Source organism: Bacillus sp. ChL18 (assembly GCF_026241425.1).
GTDB classification, from domain to species: Bacteria; Bacillota; Bacilli; order Bacillales; family Bacillaceae; genus Bacillus; species Bacillus velezensis.
In genome coordinates, this window is sequence record NZ_JAPHWE010000002.1 from 392,993 (window position 1) to 408,922 (window position 15,930).

Below are 15,930 nucleotides of genomic sequence, written 5' to 3' on the forward strand. Positions count from 1 at the left end.
TGCAAATTAGTTGTTTATATAAAAAACGGCTTGCAGTTTAACCTGCAAGCCTAAAAGTAATCATCATTTAAATCATTCCGCGCTGAGCAACTTCAAATTGATGTTCCGGTGCACTTGCAATGTCGGCTGAAACAAAAATAGTGCCTATCGCTAAGCAAGTAAGTGCTAATTTATACTTCAATTTCATACAACTTCACACCTCCTTGAATCTGCTGTCTTGTTTCTTCCACCTTTAAAAAATATGCGGAAGCCTTCTCGAAATTTTCTCTTTCATGATAATATTTTGCCACATCTAAGGCAAAATCTTCAAGATCAGCATACATCGATTTATCTCTGAGAAAGTCAAAACATTCCATGATTGCTTCTTCATCAGGCTCACCGACATATAAAGATTCTAAAAATTCATACTCGGCGATATATAGGGAATCTTCTGCCTCCTCTGCATAAGATACCCCTTTGTCATGATATTGTCTGGCTATGGCCATATTTCCGATTTTATAATGTATTTGTGTGATTAAGAAATAGGCTTGCGGGAGAGAAGTGATGATGTTCCCATCTTCAAAAACAGCTATTGCCCGTTTTATGTAATCAATGGCTGGTTTGTAATTTTCTTGGCTGTTAAAACAAAGTCCGATATTATATAGAGTCCGGCCCATTAATTGAGGCTGCTGTTCTGCCTCTGCCATGGCATAAGCCTTTTTAAAATGCTGAATTGCTTCATCATATTGCTTTAAGTCAAGAAAGTTGGTAGCGAACAATGAATGGCACTGAAGCACTCTTATATTATATGCCTCCTGCTTATGATAAATTTTATAAGCCTGCCGGGCATAATCCATAGAAAAATAAGTCTGTTTCATATAATAGTAGGACTCTGACATCTTAAAATAAAATTCAGCTTTCTCGATACAATCTTTGACAAAATCAAGCTTATATTCAGCTTTCTTAAAAAACTGAATCGCTGAAAGATATTCACGGCATTCCAGCTCATACATCCCCCGGAAAAAATTAAAATAATAATCAAGACGTCCGGTCAGCCGGGCCTGCTTTTTATCAATATCCGCGAGCAGATCCGATAGTCTCGGCTGTTCTTCTATCCGCTGCGATTCCAGCGGTTCGAGGTATTCGAGCATCAGATTGTGGCGGAATTCCATGAGAGAATAGTATAGATGAAGATCCTGATCATCTTCCAGACCTGCAAGTTCTTCTTTGATTTCTCTCCGCAAGTACTCGGCGTCCGGGATGCTGAACCTTCGAATGTACATATACCATTCGTTGATTTTTTCTCCAACCGCTGAAGATGATAAAACACTCGCCACTATTCCCAATCCCTCCCTTCCACGTTATGTATATGACATATTTTATCATTTTCATTCGGAAGGATAGCGCAAAAATACCGCAATGTTTTCTTTCGTTAAAACCGCATGTCTGCGGATATCATTTCAAAAATCCACTATTATCCCCACAATTTGTACAAGCAAACAAATCCACCTTCCCATATTCTGTTGTATCTGCGTGAGCAGTGTATGTCTGAAAAGGAAGTGAAGATATGAGAAATAACAAGCTTTCCTTTAAAGAAAAAGCAGGAGCCGCACAAGAAGAATGTTTATGTTTTTGCGAGGAAGAAGCAAGCCGTGAAGCGATGTTTCAAGCGCCGATTGAATTGCCTGAGGGATTTGTTTTTGATCCGGCTGAAGCTGTTGCAAACGTGACGTGGAATGCAGACAGCCTTTCTTGTGTCATTGAACGCTGTTTCATTGAGACGGGGCCAGAGCCTGATGAAATCGGTGTTCAATTCGCAGTGCGCCTGCAGGGAACTGTTACGCTTCTCGTCAGTGTCTCACCAGTGCGAAATCAATATGGACAAGGGAACGGGTCTGTTTCTGTCATCCGCAATGCAGAGATTGACCAAGTCGTCTATTATTCCGATGAGCCTGATGATTGCCCGGATGTCAGTGACATTACGATCAGAAACTTATTGTCGTTCCGCCATTCTATGGCAGTCCTTTATCGGTGACGGGCACGATTGTGCTTGTGCCCGAACCGGAACCCGTTTATGCGTTTACAGCGAATCCAAACGATCAATCGGTTTCTGTGATAGATACAAACACTCACACCGTTGTGACAAAAATTGCTCTTCCGTACCGGCCGACAGGTATTGAAATAACTCCGGATAAAAGCGCTGTGTTTGTTTTGCACTTCAACAATAATGTGATTTCTGTCATCGATTATGACACTTTAACAGTGACAGCATCCATACTGCTGGATCAGCCGCCTGGATCGATAAAATGCATCCCAAATCATGAGTTTGCTTATGTTCTCGGCGATACTGCGATTTATGTGATTGGAATTGATACGTTAACTGTGGATAGGTCGATTCCTGTGGAAGGATTTGATTTTGCAATTGATCCCAATGGGTTATTCGCCTATGTTCTTGATTTTGGTTTAGTGCAAAAAGTGGACCTATTCACCGGTGAAGTCACAGGAACGATTGAACGAGAGCTTATCGTATCATCCATAGAAACAAACTGGCCGGAGCGGTATGCGTATGTCTTAGAACAAGAATTCTTATTCAATTATTTGACGGTTATTGACTTAAATACGTTTACGATCAGCATTACCCAAGAGCTGGAGCCTGATGGCCAATATGTAATGTTTACGAGTGGATCAGAGGTGTATTTACATGACAGCTTCAGTGGCAATTTATATGCTGTCAGTCCGAATGGTGCAGGCGTTATAGGAAATGTTCCGCAATCGGCAAGAGACTTTGCGTTTACTCCGAATGGCGAATTTCTGTATGCTGCTCATTTTTTAGAGCAGAACATCACTGTTTACAACACGGATGATTATTCTGTGGAAACTGTGATATCTCTTGGGGTTTCACCGGGAGATATTGTGATTTAACCAACTGCATGCTGTACATTTCTAAAAGGACGTGAATTCATGAAAAAGAATGATCTGCCTGCTTTACAGGAAAATTGTTTCTGTTTTTGTGATGAGGAAATTAGCAGAGAAGCGCCGTTTCAAGTGCCGATTGACATTCCCGAGGGGTTCACCATTGATTCTGCCGAAGCAGCTGCGGCGGTTACATGGAGTACTGCTCATTTATTATGTATCAGTGAGCCTTGCTTAATCCAGACTGGGCCGGAACCAGAAGATATCGGTGTTCGATATGCCGTGAGAGTAAAAGGGACCGTTACGCTTCTTGTCAGTGTGTCGCCTGTACGAAATCAATATGGACAAGGGGACGGGTCTGTTTCTGTGATTCATACTGAAGAGATTGATCAAGTTGTTTATTATGCAGCGCAGTCTGGCCGCTGTCCTGATTTCAGTCAAATAACAGTGGAAGATCTTCTCATTGTACCGCCTTTCTACGGCAGTCCGCTTACGGTGACCGGGACACTTGTTTTACCGCCATCGCCAGACCCTCAATCGTATGTGTTTACAGCCAATTCAGGAGACAGCACGGTTTCGGTTATTGATTCAGATTTAAACACTGTTGTAAAAACAATCCCTTTTTCTGACGTGCCAACTAATCTAGGCGTTACTTTCGATAAAGCTTTCACGTATGTCCTCCATGGGAATACCAACCTTGTCTCAGTGCTAGATAATAAAACATTAACCATCATAAATACCATCACTGTTGGAGGAGGGCCGAGAAAGGTTGAATTTGATTTAACAGATGAGTTCGCGTACGTGATGGCCGCCGGATCTATATATATGATCAACATGGCCTCTCAATCGGTCATTGATGTCATTCCGATACCCGGCGCTTTAGACTTTGCTCTTGATCCGAATGGACAGTATGTCTATACAGCTAATGGAAGCAGTTGGTCGGTTGATAAATATGATGTAAATACTGGGCAGTTGGTAGAAAGTATCATAGATACATTTGAATTTCCCAGTTTAATTGCCACTCCTTACGCTGGAAATTTTGCGTATGTGTTGAATGGTGAGCTGCTGCCGAAAGGTGTAACGGAGATCAGTTTGTCACCATTAAGCAGGGGAGGCGACTTCAACCGTTTATTTGAAACTCTGAGGACGATTGTATTTTCTCGCGATAGCACTAGGGCTTATTTTCTAGAGCCATATAGTGAACCGTTTCTCATTAATAACTTATACGTAGTTAATACGGCTGGACAGAGGATCATTGCAAACGTGTCTCTGCCCGGCGCCTTTGACCTCGCCGTAACACCTGATAATCAGTACATTTATGCAGCACAGCCCGACGACAATACCGTAACCGTATACCGCACGAGTGATTATACAGCCATGACGGTGATTCCGGTTGGGGCTGGTCCGTCAGCGATTGCGATGTAGCTTATTTCACAGGTTGAGAGAAGCAGAGCTGCGATAAAAAAATCGTTTATAAATAAATGAGCCGATCTGCTGGATGGCAGCCAGGATGATTAAAAACAGCAGTTCACTTATGGTGAAACTGAGCATCCACCAAACCACGGCTCCTGTCAGCGCTCCCGCAAGCCCTTTTTTGAACAGGCTGCCATGCTGGAAAAGCTGCAGCAAGTACGTCCGCATAAAATACAATAAATACAAAATCAGTAACACCGCGAGTCCCATTGATACGGCAAGGGGCGTGTGAAAGCGGAAAGGGACGGCTTTGACGATTTCGAACACGCAGCCGAATATGATGACTTGGCATAATACAGCAGCCATCACGTGTGTTTGGCGGACGTTTTTATAGCTGTCACGCAGCGCTTTGACATCGTTGGCATTTCTGCTGCACAATCCATGCTGCTGGAAGTCGCAGCAGCTTCGATGAGACTGTGTGGGTTTCTGAAAAGCTGCTGTCATGTTTTTCACGGATTGGGTGACATAGTGATATGATTTTCTCTTCTCATAAGGAACTGCTTTTTATGAGGTTTATCTTCAAATCTAATGAGCAATGATGGTAAGATAGAAGCAGTTGAAGTTTACAAACTGAAGGATTATACTATTCAAGTCAAAGCGGAATGATGAAAAGGACGTGTCAAAATGAAACAAGAGACACCGATAACACTCCATGTGAAGTCTGTGATCGAGGATGACGGAAATGAGGAAGTCATCGAATTCCGTACTACCGGATTTTACTATGTAAAACAACAAAAAGTGTATCTATCTTATTATGAAGAACACGACCTGGGCAAAGTAAAAACGATTGTGAAGGTGAGCGAAGGCGAAGTCCTGATCATGAGGTCAGGCGCTGTTAAAATGAATCAGCGTTTCATAACGGGAGCTTCCACAATTGCGAAATATAAAATGTCATTTGGTGAGCTTGAGCTGCAAACAAGCACAAAATCGATTCAATCTGATCTCGGCGAAGAAAAAGGCCGAATCAGCATCGCATATGACATGCATGTCGGAGACGAGCAGCAGCATTTACATAATATGACGATCACGTATGAGGGAGGAACTCACGCATGAATATTGCGGAACAGATGAAGGACGTGCTGAAGGAAGAGATCAAAGCGGCCGTTCTGAAAGCGGGCCTGGCGGAAGAAAGCCAGATTCCAAGCGTACTGTTAGAAACGCCGAAAGAAAAAACACACGGTGATTATTCCACAAACATGGCGATGCAGCTGGCGAGAATCGCAAAAAAAGCGCCGCGACAAATCGCTGAGGAGATCGTGGCGTCATTTGATAAAGGCAAAGCTTCCATTGAAAAGATGGATATTGCGGGGCCCGGCTTTATCAACTTTTACATGAACAACAGCTACTTAACAAAACTGATTCCGTCCGTGCTTGAAGCGGGTGAACATTACGGAGAGACAAACATCGGACAAGGCGAAAAGATTCAGGTCGAATTCGTATCGGCCAACCCGACGGGAGATCTTCACTTAGGCCATGCGCGCGGCGCGGCGGTAGGTGACGCGCTGTGCAGCGTGCTTTCTAAAGCGGGCTATGATGTGAGCCGCGAATACTATATTAATGATGCGGGCAACCAGATTAACAACCTGGCGCTTTCCGTTGAAGTCCGTTATTTTGAAGCGCTCGGTCTCGAGAAACCGATGCCGGAAGACGGCTACCGCGGCGAGGATATTATCGCCATCGGGAAAAAGCTTGCCGAAGATTTCGGCGACCGTTTCGTACATGAAGAGGAGAGCGAACGTCAGGCGTTTTTCCGTGAATACGGCTTAAAGTACGAGCTTGATAAACTTCGCTCCGACCTGGAAAATTTCCGCGTGCCGTTTGACGTATGGTATTCTGAAACGTCACTGTACGAAAACGGAAAAATTGATCAGGCGCTCGAGGCGCTTCGCGAAAAGGGCCATGTATACGAAGAGGACGGCGCGACATGGTTCCGTTCCACAACATTCGGCGACGATAAAGACCGTGTGCTGATCAAAAAAGACGGCTCATACACTTATTTGCTGCCGGATATCGCATACCATAAAGACAAACTTGACCGCGGATTCGACAAGCTCATCAATGTATGGGGCGCGGATCACCACGGGTATATTCCGCGTATGAAAGCGGCAATTGAAGCGCTCGGTTACAAGAAAGGCACATTGGAAGTTGAGATCATTCAGCTCGTTCATTTATACAAAAACGGCGAAAAAATGAAGATGAGCAAACGTACGGGGAAAGCCGTAACGATGCGCGACCTGATTGAAGAGGTCGGCCTTGACGCGGTCCGTTATTTCTTCGCGATGCGCAGCGCTGATACGCACATGGATTTTGACTTGGATCTTGCCGTATCCACATCTAACGAAAACCCTGTGTATTATGCGCAATACGCACATGCACGTATTTGCAGCATGCTTCGCCAAGGGGAAGAGCAGGGACTTAAACCGGCGGCAGATCTTGATTTCAGCCATATTCAATCAGAAAAAGAATATGACCTGCTGAAAACGATCGGCGGCTTCCCTGAGGCAGTGGCAGAAGCGGCGGAAAAACGCATTCCTCACCGTGTCACAAACTATATTTATGATCTGGCTTCCGCTCTGCACAGCTTCTACAATGCGGAGAAAGTCATCGATCCGGAAAATAAAGAGAAGAGCCGCGCGCGTCTCGCTTTAATGAAGGCGACGCAAATTACGCTGAACAATGCGCTTCAGCTGATCGGCGTATCCGCTCCGGAAAAAATGTAATGATGATCAAAGGACAAAGTCTTCGGGCTTTGTTCTTTTTTTGTACATAAAGCGTGTGATGTAATTCACAATCCCGCACACTGAGTTTTTGTATGATAAGACTGATATTGAATCAGTGAAAGGGGCAAGCCGAATGATCAATCGTCAACATATTCAATTATCGTTGCAGTCATTAAGCTTAGTGGCAGGGTTTATGGTGTGGGTGCTGATTTCATCGCTCATTTCTCAAATGACATCAGATATTCATTTAAGCAAAGGCGAGATTTCATTGGTGACGGCGATTCCCGTTATTCTCGGATCGCTTCTCCGTATTCCTTTAGGATATTTAACGAACAGGTATGGCGCGCGGCTGATGTTTATGATCAGCTTCATCCTGCTTTTGTTTCCTGTATTTTGGATCAGTATCGCGGATTCTTTATTTGATTTAATCGCGGGCGGCTTTTTCTTAGGGATCGGGGGAGCGGTATTCTCCATCGGAGTGACGTCCCTCCCGAAATATTATCCGAAAGAAAAGCACGGTGTCGTCAATGGGATTTACGGTGCCGGAAACATCGGGACCGCCGTTACTACCTTTGCGGCGCCGGTTATCGCTCAAGCCGCGGGATGGAAAGCAACCGTGCAGATGTATCTTGTTTTGCTGGCTGTTTTCGCATTACTGCATGTTTTGTTCGGCGACCGGCATGAGAAGAAAGTCAAAGTTTCCATAAAGACACAAATGAAAGCCGTTTACCGAAATCATGTGCTGTGGATGTTGAGCCTGTTTTATTTTATTACGTTCGGCGCCTTTGTCGCCTTTACCATCTATCTTCCGAATTTTTTGGTTGAGCATTTTGGGCTGAGCCCTGCGGACGCCGGTCTGCGGACGGCCGGATTTATTGCGGTCTCTACGCTGCTCAGGCCTGTGGGAGGATTTCTTGCAGATAAACTGAGTCCGCTCCGCATTCTGATGTTCGTTTTCGCAGGGCTTACGCTGTCAGGCGTCATGCTGTCATTCTCCCCGACGATCGGCCTTTATGCGTTTGGATCGTTGACGGTGGCAGTCTGCTCAGGGATTGGAAACGGGACTGTATTTAAACTGGTGCCTTTCTACTTTTCGAAGCAAGCGGGGATTGCCAACGGTATTGTGTCAGCTATGGGCGGACTGGGCGGTTTTTTCCCTCCGCTGATTCTGGCAAGTGTATTTCAGGCAACAGGCCAATACGCGATCGGGTTTATGGCGCTTTCAGAGGTCGCGTTAGCCAGCTTTGTTCTTGTAATCTGGATGTATTGGCAGGAAAAAATGAAAACACATACGGAGAGAAACAGTCAGAGCCTCAATTCATAATGATCCATTCACAAGATTGTTAGTTTTTTCTGGGTGAGTGCAAATCAAGTCACGTTACAATATACATACGCAACGTGACTTTCTTCGAGGTGAGCTCATGAATATTCTCTCTGTCCGAAAATCTGATAAAGAACTTCTTTCCCACGAACTGCATGAATTGCTGGAATCGATCAGTACGAAAAGGAAAATGAAAAAACACACGTATTTGTTTCAAGAAGGGATGGATGCAAAAGAGCTTTATCTGATTCAATCAGGACTCATTGAAATCGGCAAGCTGACGTCTGACGGAAAAGACCTGACGCTTAGAATCTGCCAAAAAAACGATATTGTCGGGGAATTGACGCTATTCACAGATGAGCCGAGATATATGCTCAGTGCGAAAGTGTTAGAGGATGGCGAGGTGCTCGTCATTAATAAAAACAAGCTGGAAAAGGAATTGATCCAAAACGGTGTTTTGACGTTTGAATTTATGAAATGGATGAGCACCCATCTTCGAAAAATCCAGTCCAAGATCAGGGACCTGCTTCTTCACGGCAAAAAGGGGGCGCTCTATTCCACCCTTATCCGCTTATCAAACAGCTACGGGGTGGAACGAAGTGACGGGATTCTGATTAACATTGTGCTGACAAATCAGGATTTGGCTAAGTTTTGCGCGGCGGCAAGGGAGAGCGTCAACCGCATGCTGGGAGACCTCCGCAAACAAGGGGTTATATCGATAGACGAAACCGGAAAAATTATTTTGCACAAGCGGGACTATTTACGATGTGAGATCGAGTGTGAAAATTGTCCGCTTGAGATCTGCAATATTGACTGAAAAAAACAAGGACAGCGCTGTCCTTGTTTTTCAGCTTGTGATACATATACACATGACGGCGAAAAAGAAGCCGGCATTTACGATTTCCAGAATGCCGATCGTTTTCACCGGCCAGTCTCTTCCGTGAAAAAACCAGGCCCGCAGACTGCTTGGGATAAAAGCGAGAAACGCCCAGCCTGCCCCGAAAAGAGCCGATAAAAAGGGGAGCAAGAGGTGATATCCCCACGACCAGTATGCAAAGGTTCTGTTTTTTCTCTCCCGTATGACCGATTTCACATAAAAAGAACTCCCGACAAAAAATAAAGCGGATTGCAAGAATAGAAACCAAGCCCAGCCGTCAAGGGTTCCCGTTCCCAGCCAGCAGCTCGCAAGCCCGCCTGAACAAAAGAACAGAACACCTGCAATATTATTCGTGAGCGCCCGTTCGTTTTTTCGGCGGGCATAATGCGTATGTATGAGAAACAGCGGCAATAAAAAAACGCCGATCCAGACGAGCTGCGGCTTATGAAAGACAGAAATGATCAAAAAGCAGCAGGCCGGAAAACCGTAATACCATATCCACTTTTGATAGGGCTGAAGCTGTTTCTTTTTCAAAGCGAGCGAAACGGGATAAACCGTCAAGTAAAGGAACAGCCAGCCCAAAAAGAGCGGAATATGCCAGAAAACCGGGCATCCCTTGACCATGCCGAGTAAAAATGGAATCAGCAGCATCGCCCATGCGCCGTGCTGCTTCGGAATCATCGCCTTCATCGAAACCCTCCTCTTTATTTCATTATAAGTGCAAACACTCTCCTGATAAGTGACTTTTATCATACAAGCTGTGAAATACATCACTGCCGCGCGGGCTCAATCGGGCTACACTAAAGCTATCCTTAGCACAGGAGGCTTTCCTATGAATCAGTGTGACTATTTATTATTTCTAAAACAACTTCCTATGTTTAATGAAGTGCCTCTGTCCATTGTCGAAACCTTGCTGAAAAACGGGACGTTTATCCGCGGCTCATCTGACCAATCTCCATCCTTTCTTCACTCACAATCCGTTTATATTGTATTAAAAGGAAATATCTGTTTTACGGACAGCAGACTCCCTGAAGGGTCGCAAACCGTTGCGCTGTGGGAAAAAGGCGATGTGTTTCCGATTGATGAAAAAGGCGGGCTCTCTTTATCGCCTTTTATCTCAGTCAATGCCTCACCGGATATTCTAGTACTCCATATTCCATATTCCGTATTTAAGCAAATGATGTCTTACCATCCGCGGCTGCAAATGAACTTTTTGGCGATGCTTCAGCAAAATGTCTTCTGTTCCTATCAGTTGTTTTTGCGATATCTGCACACATCACGGGATGAAAACGCCGAACCCGGTTCTTAAACAGAACCGGTTTTTTTTGACGACGCCGGGCGTCCTCATATCGTTTGAAAATCCTTCCTGCTGCTCTGTGTGAACGTTTTGTGAAAAAAGCAGAGTGTGTGACATAGTTCACAAGGTGATGCGCCGTCTCTGTTTATAGTGTACATAGCATCACCTGACTCGGAAGGAGTGAACGATCATGAAGAAAAAGAAAATGAGTCCGTTGCTCAGGAGATTAAACTATTTTTCTCCTATCGAACATCATTCAAATAACCATAGCCAAACGACAAGCGAAGATCGTGATTGGGAGAATGTATATAGAAACAGATGGCAGTACGACAAAGTCGTTCGCTCCACCCACGGCGTCAACTGCACCGGTTCTTGCAGCTGGAATATTTATGTGAAAAACGGAATTGTCACGTGGGAAGGACAAAACTTGAATTATCCATCAACAGGCCCGGATATGCCTGATTTCGAACCGAGAGGCTGTCCGCGGGGGGCCAGTTTTTCTTGGTACATCTACAGCCCGCTCCGTGTGAAATATCCATATGTGCGCGGTGTGCTGATCAATTTGTGGCGGGAAGCATTGCAGACGCATCAAAATCCGCTGGATGCCTGGAAATCGATCGTCGAAAACCCTGAAAAAGCGAAGTCCTATAAACAGGCAAGGGGGAAAGGCGGCTTTGTCCGCGCAGAATGGCCGGAGGTGCTGAAGCTGATTTCAGCCTCTCTGCTGTATACAGTGATGAAATACGGGCCTGACCGGAATGTCGGTTTTTCTCCGATCCCGGCGATGTCCATGATCAGCCACGCATCAGGTTCGCGATTCATGTCGTTAATCGGCGGCCCAATGCTCAGTTTTTATGACTGGTATGCGGATCTTCCGCCGGCGTCCCCGCAAATTTGGGGCGACCAGACGGACGTTCCGGAGAGCAGTGATTGGTACAATTCAGGCTATATCATCACATGGGGCTCCAACGTTCCGTTAACGAGAACGCCTGATGCGCATTTTCTGGCGGAAGCCCGCTATAAAGGCGCCAAGGTCATTTCAATCAGCCCGGATTTTGCGGAATCCTCAAAGTTTGCGGATGACTGGCTGAGTATCCGCCAGGGGACTGACGGGGCGCTTGCGATGGCGATGGGTCACGTCATTTTGCAGGAATTTTACGTGAACCAAGAAACGGAACGTTTTATTGAGTACGCGAAGCAATACACCGATTTTCCATTCTTCGTCACTCTGTCAAAAGAGAACGGCGTGTATACAGCCGGGCGGTTTCTGCATGCAAAAGACATCGGGCGGCAGACAAAAAATGATCAGTGGAAGCCGGCGGTCTGGAATGAACAGACAGGTGCGTTTGCCATACCGCAAGGAACAATGGGCTCCCGCTGGGACGGGCAGCAGAAATGGAATCTGCACATGATCGACGAAGACACCGGGGAACAGATTAAGCCCCGCCTCTCCGTGCTCGGAATAGAGGACGAAATCGGCATGGTGCGCATTCCGTATTTTTCAAATGACGGAAACAAAGTGCTGGAGAGGAATCTTCCTATTAAAAAATTGGATCTGAATGGTGAGGAGACGTACGTCACGACCGTGTTTGACTTGATATTGGCCAACTACGGCGTGAACCGGGGCATCGGCGGACAATCAGCCGCATCTTATGATGATCCCCGTCCGTTCACACCTGCCTGGCAGGAACAGATCACGGGAATTAAAAGAGAAGCCGTTATACAGATTGCCAGGGAGTTTGCCCAAAATGCGATCGATACAGACGGCAGATCCATGATTATCGTAGGGGCCGGCATTAACCATTGGTTCAACTCCGACACGATTTACCGCGCGGTGTTAAATCTTGTTTTACTCGTAGGCGCCCAAGGCGTAAACGGCGGAGGCTGGGCCCATTACGTGGGGCAGGAAAAGCTCCGTCCCGCTGAAGGGTGGCAGACGATTGCAACCGCAAAGGACTGGGAAGGCGTGCCTAAACTGCAAAACGGCACCTCGTTTTTCTACTTTGCGACAGACCAGTGGCGTTATGAAGACCAGCCGATCAGTGACTTGGCTTCACCGATCGCTTCTTCATCCCGCTACAAGCATCACGCCGATTACAATGTGCTGGCGGCGCGATTAGGGTGGCTTCCGTCTTACCCAACATTCAATCAAAACGGCATTGATCTGTACAAAGAAGCTGAGAAGGCGGGGGCGACGACACCTGAAGACGTAGGTGCGTACGTGGCCTCACGGCTTCAAGAGAAAAAACTGAAATTCGCGATTGAAGACCCAGACAATGAAGTGAATTTCCCAAGGAATCTCTTCGTATGGCGGGCCAATCTGATCTCAAGCTCAGGAAAAGGGCATGAATACTTTCTTAAGCATCTGCTGGGGACGACGAACGGTTTGATGAATGACGACAGCGACAGCATTCGCCCTGAAGAAATCAAATGGCGGGAGCAGGCACCGGAAGGAAAGCTCGACTTGTTAATCAATCTCGATTTTCGAATGGCGGGTACGGCGCTGTATTCCGATATCGTGCTGCCGGCGGCGACATGGTATGAAAAACACGATCTCAGCAGCACGGATATGCATCCGTTTATTCATCCATTTGCTCCGGCCATCTCGGCGCCGTGGGAATCGAAGTCAGACTGGGATATTTTCAAGGCGCTGTCAAAAGCCGTTTCCGATCTGGCGGAAGAAGTCGATATGGAGCCGGTGAAAGAGGTAGTCGCCACGCCGCTCCTCCACGACACGATGCAGGAATTGGCCCAGCCGTTCGGCAAAATCAATGACTGGAGCAAAGGTGAATGTGAAGCCATTCCGGGAAAAACGATGCCGAACATCCATGTCGTTGAACGGGATTACAAACACATTTTTCATAAAATGACCGCGCTTGGCCCTCATACGGCTTTAAAACCGAGCGGAACAAAAGGGATGAGCTGGTCGATTGCGGATGAATATGAATCACTCAAACAGAGACTGGGAGAAACCGATTCAAACAGCGTTGCCAAAGGATGTCCGAATATAAGTGAAGCGAAGCAGGCGGCGGAAGCGATTTTAACCCTGTCGTCCACCTCCAATGGAAAAGTCGCCGTGAAAGCATGGGAATCACTTGAAAACATCACAAACCTGAAGCTGAAAGACCTGGCGGAAGAGCGCGAGGAAGAATGCTTTACGTTCGAGCAAATTACAGCCCAGCCGAAAACGGTCATCACCTCTCCGGCCTTTACCGGCTCAGAAAAAGGAGGGCGAAGGTATTCGCCGTTTACGACGAATGTGGAAAAATTAATTCCGTGGCGGACGCTGACAGGCAGACAATCCTATTATGTCGATCATGAACTGATGATGGAATTCGGTGAAACGATGGCGACATTTAAACCGATCCTCCAGCACCGTCCGTTCCTAAGCAAGCGGCCTGATCAAGAGGGCAAAGAAATCGTTCTTAATTATTTGACGCCGCATAATAAATGGTCCGTCCACAGCATGTATTTTGATTCTCTGCCGATGCTGACGCTGTTCCGCGGCGGGCCGACCGTGTGGATGAATAAAGATGATGCTGCGGATACGGATATCAAAGACAACGATTGGATTGAATGCTTCAACCGAAACGGTGTTGTCGTCGCGAGAGCGGTTTTGTCTCATCGGATTCCTAAAGGAATGGCGTTTATGCACCATGCCCAGGACCGCCACATCAACGTGCCCGGCACAAAACTGACGAATAATCGCGGAGGCACCCATAACAGCCCGACAAGGATTCACGTCAAGCCGACCCAGATGATCGGGGGCTATGCACAGCTCAGTTACGGCTTTAACTATTACGGTCCGACGGGGAATCAGCGCGATCTGAATGTCGTCATCCGCAAGCTGAAGGAGGTCGATTGGCTTGAAGATTAAAGCGCAAATCGGGATGGTCATGAACTTGGATAAATGCATCGGCTGCCACACGTGCAGCGTCACCTGCAAAAACACGTGGACAAACCGTTCCGGTGCGGAATATATGTACTTCAATAATGTAGAAACAAAGCCTGGCATCGGCTACCCGAAGCAATGGGAGGATCAGGACAAATATAAAGGCGGCTGGACGTTGAAAAAAGGAAAGCTTGAACTGAAGTCAGGCCCGAAAACAAACCGGCTTGCAGGCCTTTTCTATAACCCGAACCAGCCGACGATTGATGACTACTATGAACCTTGGAACTATGATTATGAAACGTTAACAAACAGCCCGCAGAAAAAACACCAGCCGGTGGCGCGCCCGAAATCGTCCTTAACGGGGGATTTCATGAATATCGAATGGGGCCCGAACTGGGAAGATGATCTCGCGGGCGGCCATATTACAGGGCTTGAAGATCCAAACGTTCAAAAAATGGAGGAATCGATCAAAACGGAATTCGATGAGGTCTTTATGATGTATCTGCCCCGTATTTGCGAACACTGCATCAATCCGGCGTGCGTGTCCTCCTGCCCGTCCGGCGCCATGTACAAACGCGAGGAAGACGGCATCGTCCTCGTTGATCAAAACGCGTGCCGTTCATGGAGATATTGCGTCTCATCCTGTCCTTATAAAAAAGTCTATTTTAACTGGCAAACGAACAAAGCGGAAAAATGCACACTCTGCTTCCCGCGATTGGAGGCGGGGCTGCCGACCATCTGCTCCGAAACGTGTGTGGGCAGAATCCGCTATCTCGGCGTCATGCTGTATGATGCGGACAAAGTGGAGGAAGCGGCATCGGTTGAAAATGAAAAGGATCTCTACCATTCCCAACTGGACGTTTTTCTTGATCCGAATGATCCTGAGATTGCCAAACTGGCAAAAGAACAAGGCATCCCGGCTGAATGGATAGAGGCTGCGCAGCAATCGCCGATCTATAAAATGATCATTGACTGGAAGATTGCGCTTCCGCTTCATCCTGAGTACCGTACGCTGCCGATGGTTTGGTACATTCCTCCGCTCAGCCCGATTATGAATCTCTTTGAAGGAAAAGGCAGCGGGCAAACGGCGGAAGCGATTTTTCCGGCTATCGACCAAATGAGAATTCCGATTGACTATTTGGCGCAGTTATTAACGGCGGGGGATACGGATCATATTCGGTCCACGTTAAAGAAAATGTCTGTCATGCGCCAGTATATGAGGGCGGTGCAGACGAATAAATCAATCGATCCGGAACTGGTCTCCAGTGTCGGCTTAACCGAACAGCAAATTGAAGACATGTATCGGCTGCTGGCAATCGCCAAATATGATGACCGCTTTGTGATCCCGAGCAGCCATCGTGAAGAAGTGTCTGATTTATATGCTGAACAAGGGAGCTGCGGCTTATCATTTTCAGGCGGCCCGGGCTCTTGTTTCTAATTTTTCATAAATGAGGTGTA

The 15,930-nt window shown here is 46.6% G+C and carries 11 protein-coding genes and 2 pseudogenes; 9 read left to right on the forward strand and 4 right to left on the reverse strand.

Features of this window, described 5'->3' with window-relative positions; translation table 11 throughout:
• Window positions 1-67: 67 nt before the first annotated feature.
• On the reverse strand, window positions 68-187 hold the full coding sequence (locus tag OQ477_RS12980; protein WP_021494790.1) for a PhrC/PhrF family phosphatase-inhibitory pheromone: 120 nt from the start codon (window positions 185-187) through the stop codon (window positions 68-70).
• Entirely contained in the window at window positions 171-1,316 is a 1,146-nt protein-coding gene (locus OQ477_RS12985; RefSeq protein WP_007407638.1) for a tetratricopeptide repeat protein, read from the reverse strand. Before OQ477_RS12985 ends, OQ477_RS12980 begins: the two co-directional genes overlap by 17 nt.
• 230 nt (window positions 1,317-1,546) lie before the next feature.
• Between OQ477_RS12985 and OQ477_RS12990 the strand changes: the two are divergent.
• Window positions 1,547-2,901, forward strand: a pseudogene (locus OQ477_RS12990) (YncE family protein).
• Window positions 2,902-2,940: 39 nt separating this feature from the next.
• Window positions 2,941-4,317: a YncE family protein gene (locus OQ477_RS12995; RefSeq protein WP_265972706.1), complete on the forward strand. Its 1,377-nt coding sequence runs from the start codon at window positions 2,941-2,943 to the stop codon at window positions 4,315-4,317.
• A gap of 6 nt (window positions 4,318-4,323) precedes the next feature.
• Here OQ477_RS12995 and OQ477_RS13000 read toward each other — a convergent pair.
• A pseudogene (locus OQ477_RS13000) lies at window positions 4,324-4,836 on the reverse strand (bacteriocin biosynthesis protein AlbG); the annotation flags it as partial.
• Window positions 4,837-4,989: 153 nt separating this feature from the next.
• Here OQ477_RS13000 and OQ477_RS13005 point away from each other — a divergent pair.
• The 4 genes from OQ477_RS13005 to OQ477_RS13020 all read left to right on the forward strand — a co-directional run bounded on the left by OQ477_RS13005 (window position 4,990) and on the right by OQ477_RS13020 (window position 9,223).
• Window positions 4,990-5,418: a DUF1934 domain-containing protein gene (locus OQ477_RS13005; RefSeq protein ID WP_032869448.1), complete on the forward strand. Its 429-nt coding sequence runs from the start codon at window positions 4,990-4,992 to the stop codon at window positions 5,416-5,418.
• A complete protein-coding gene (argS, locus tag OQ477_RS13010) occupies window positions 5,415-7,085 on the forward strand; it encodes an arginine--tRNA ligase (RefSeq protein WP_014419127.1) in 1,671 nt (556 codons plus the stop codon). Before OQ477_RS13005 ends, argS begins: the two co-directional genes overlap by 4 nt.
• A gap of 133 nt (window positions 7,086-7,218) precedes the next feature.
• Window positions 7,219-8,409, forward strand: coding sequence for a nitrate transporter NarK (gene narK, locus OQ477_RS13015; protein WP_032875893.1), 1,191 nt, complete (start codon window positions 7,219-7,221; stop codon window positions 8,407-8,409).
• Between the two features lie 97 nt (window positions 8,410-8,506).
• On the forward strand, window positions 8,507-9,223 hold the full coding sequence (locus tag OQ477_RS13020) for a Crp/Fnr family transcriptional regulator (RefSeq protein WP_265972708.1): 717 nt from the start codon (window positions 8,507-8,509) through the stop codon (window positions 9,221-9,223).
• 30 nt (window positions 9,224-9,253) lie between these two features.
• Here OQ477_RS13020 and OQ477_RS13025 read toward each other — a convergent pair whose 3' ends face one another.
• Window positions 9,254-9,973 carry a YwiC-like family protein gene (locus tag OQ477_RS13025; RefSeq protein ID WP_265972710.1) on the reverse strand — a complete coding sequence of 240 codons (720 nt, stop codon included), beginning with the start codon at window positions 9,971-9,973 and terminating at the stop codon, window positions 9,254-9,256.
• A 142-nt stretch (window positions 9,974-10,115) separates the two neighbouring features.
• Here OQ477_RS13025 and OQ477_RS13030 point away from each other — a divergent pair, with 142 nt between their 5' ends.
• From OQ477_RS13030 to narH, 3 genes are all read left to right on the forward strand, one after another.
• Window positions 10,116-10,592, forward strand: coding sequence for a Crp/Fnr family transcriptional regulator (locus OQ477_RS13030; RefSeq protein ID WP_038460203.1), 477 nt, complete (start codon window positions 10,116-10,118; stop codon window positions 10,590-10,592).
• Between the two features lie 178 nt (window positions 10,593-10,770).
• Window positions 10,771-14,457, forward strand: coding sequence for a nitrate reductase subunit alpha (locus OQ477_RS13035; protein WP_265972713.1), 3,687 nt, complete (start codon window positions 10,771-10,773; stop codon window positions 14,455-14,457).
• Window positions 14,447-15,910: a nitrate reductase subunit beta gene (gene narH / locus OQ477_RS13040; protein ID WP_265972715.1), complete on the forward strand. Its 1,464-nt coding sequence runs from the start codon at window positions 14,447-14,449 to the stop codon at window positions 15,908-15,910. Before OQ477_RS13035 ends, narH begins: the two co-directional genes overlap by 11 nt.
• Window positions 15,911-15,930 lie beyond the last annotated feature (20 nt).

What these genes read in the sequence shown, in the direction of transcription:
- OQ477_RS12980 (WP_021494790.1), bottom strand. Translation starts at nt 187, where the DNA reads ATGAAATTGAAGTATAAATTAGCACTTACTTGCTTAGCGATAGGCACT.
- OQ477_RS12995 (WP_265972706.1), top strand. Translation starts at nt 2,941, where the DNA reads ATGAAAAAGAATGATCTGCCTGCTTTACAGGAAAATTGTTTCTGTTTT.
- OQ477_RS13005 (WP_032869448.1), top strand. Translation starts at nt 4,990, where the DNA reads ATGAAACAAGAGACACCGATAACACTCCATGTGAAGTCTGTGATCGAG.
- argS (WP_014419127.1), top strand. Translation starts at nt 5,415, where the DNA reads ATGAATATTGCGGAACAGATGAAGGACGTGCTGAAGGAAGAGATCAAA.
- narK (WP_032875893.1), top strand. Translation starts at nt 7,219, where the DNA reads ATGATCAATCGTCAACATATTCAATTATCGTTGCAGTCATTAAGCTTA.
- OQ477_RS13020 (WP_265972708.1), top strand. Translation starts at nt 8,507, where the DNA reads ATGAATATTCTCTCTGTCCGAAAATCTGATAAAGAACTTCTTTCCCAC.
- OQ477_RS13025 (WP_265972710.1), bottom strand. Translation starts at nt 9,973, where the DNA reads ATGAAGGCGATGATTCCGAAGCAGCACGGCGCATGGGCGATGCTGCTG.
- OQ477_RS13030 (WP_038460203.1), top strand. Translation starts at nt 10,116, where the DNA reads ATGAATCAGTGTGACTATTTATTATTTCTAAAACAACTTCCTATGTTT.
- OQ477_RS13035 (WP_265972713.1), top strand. Translation starts at nt 10,771, where the DNA reads ATGAAGAAAAAGAAAATGAGTCCGTTGCTCAGGAGATTAAACTATTTT.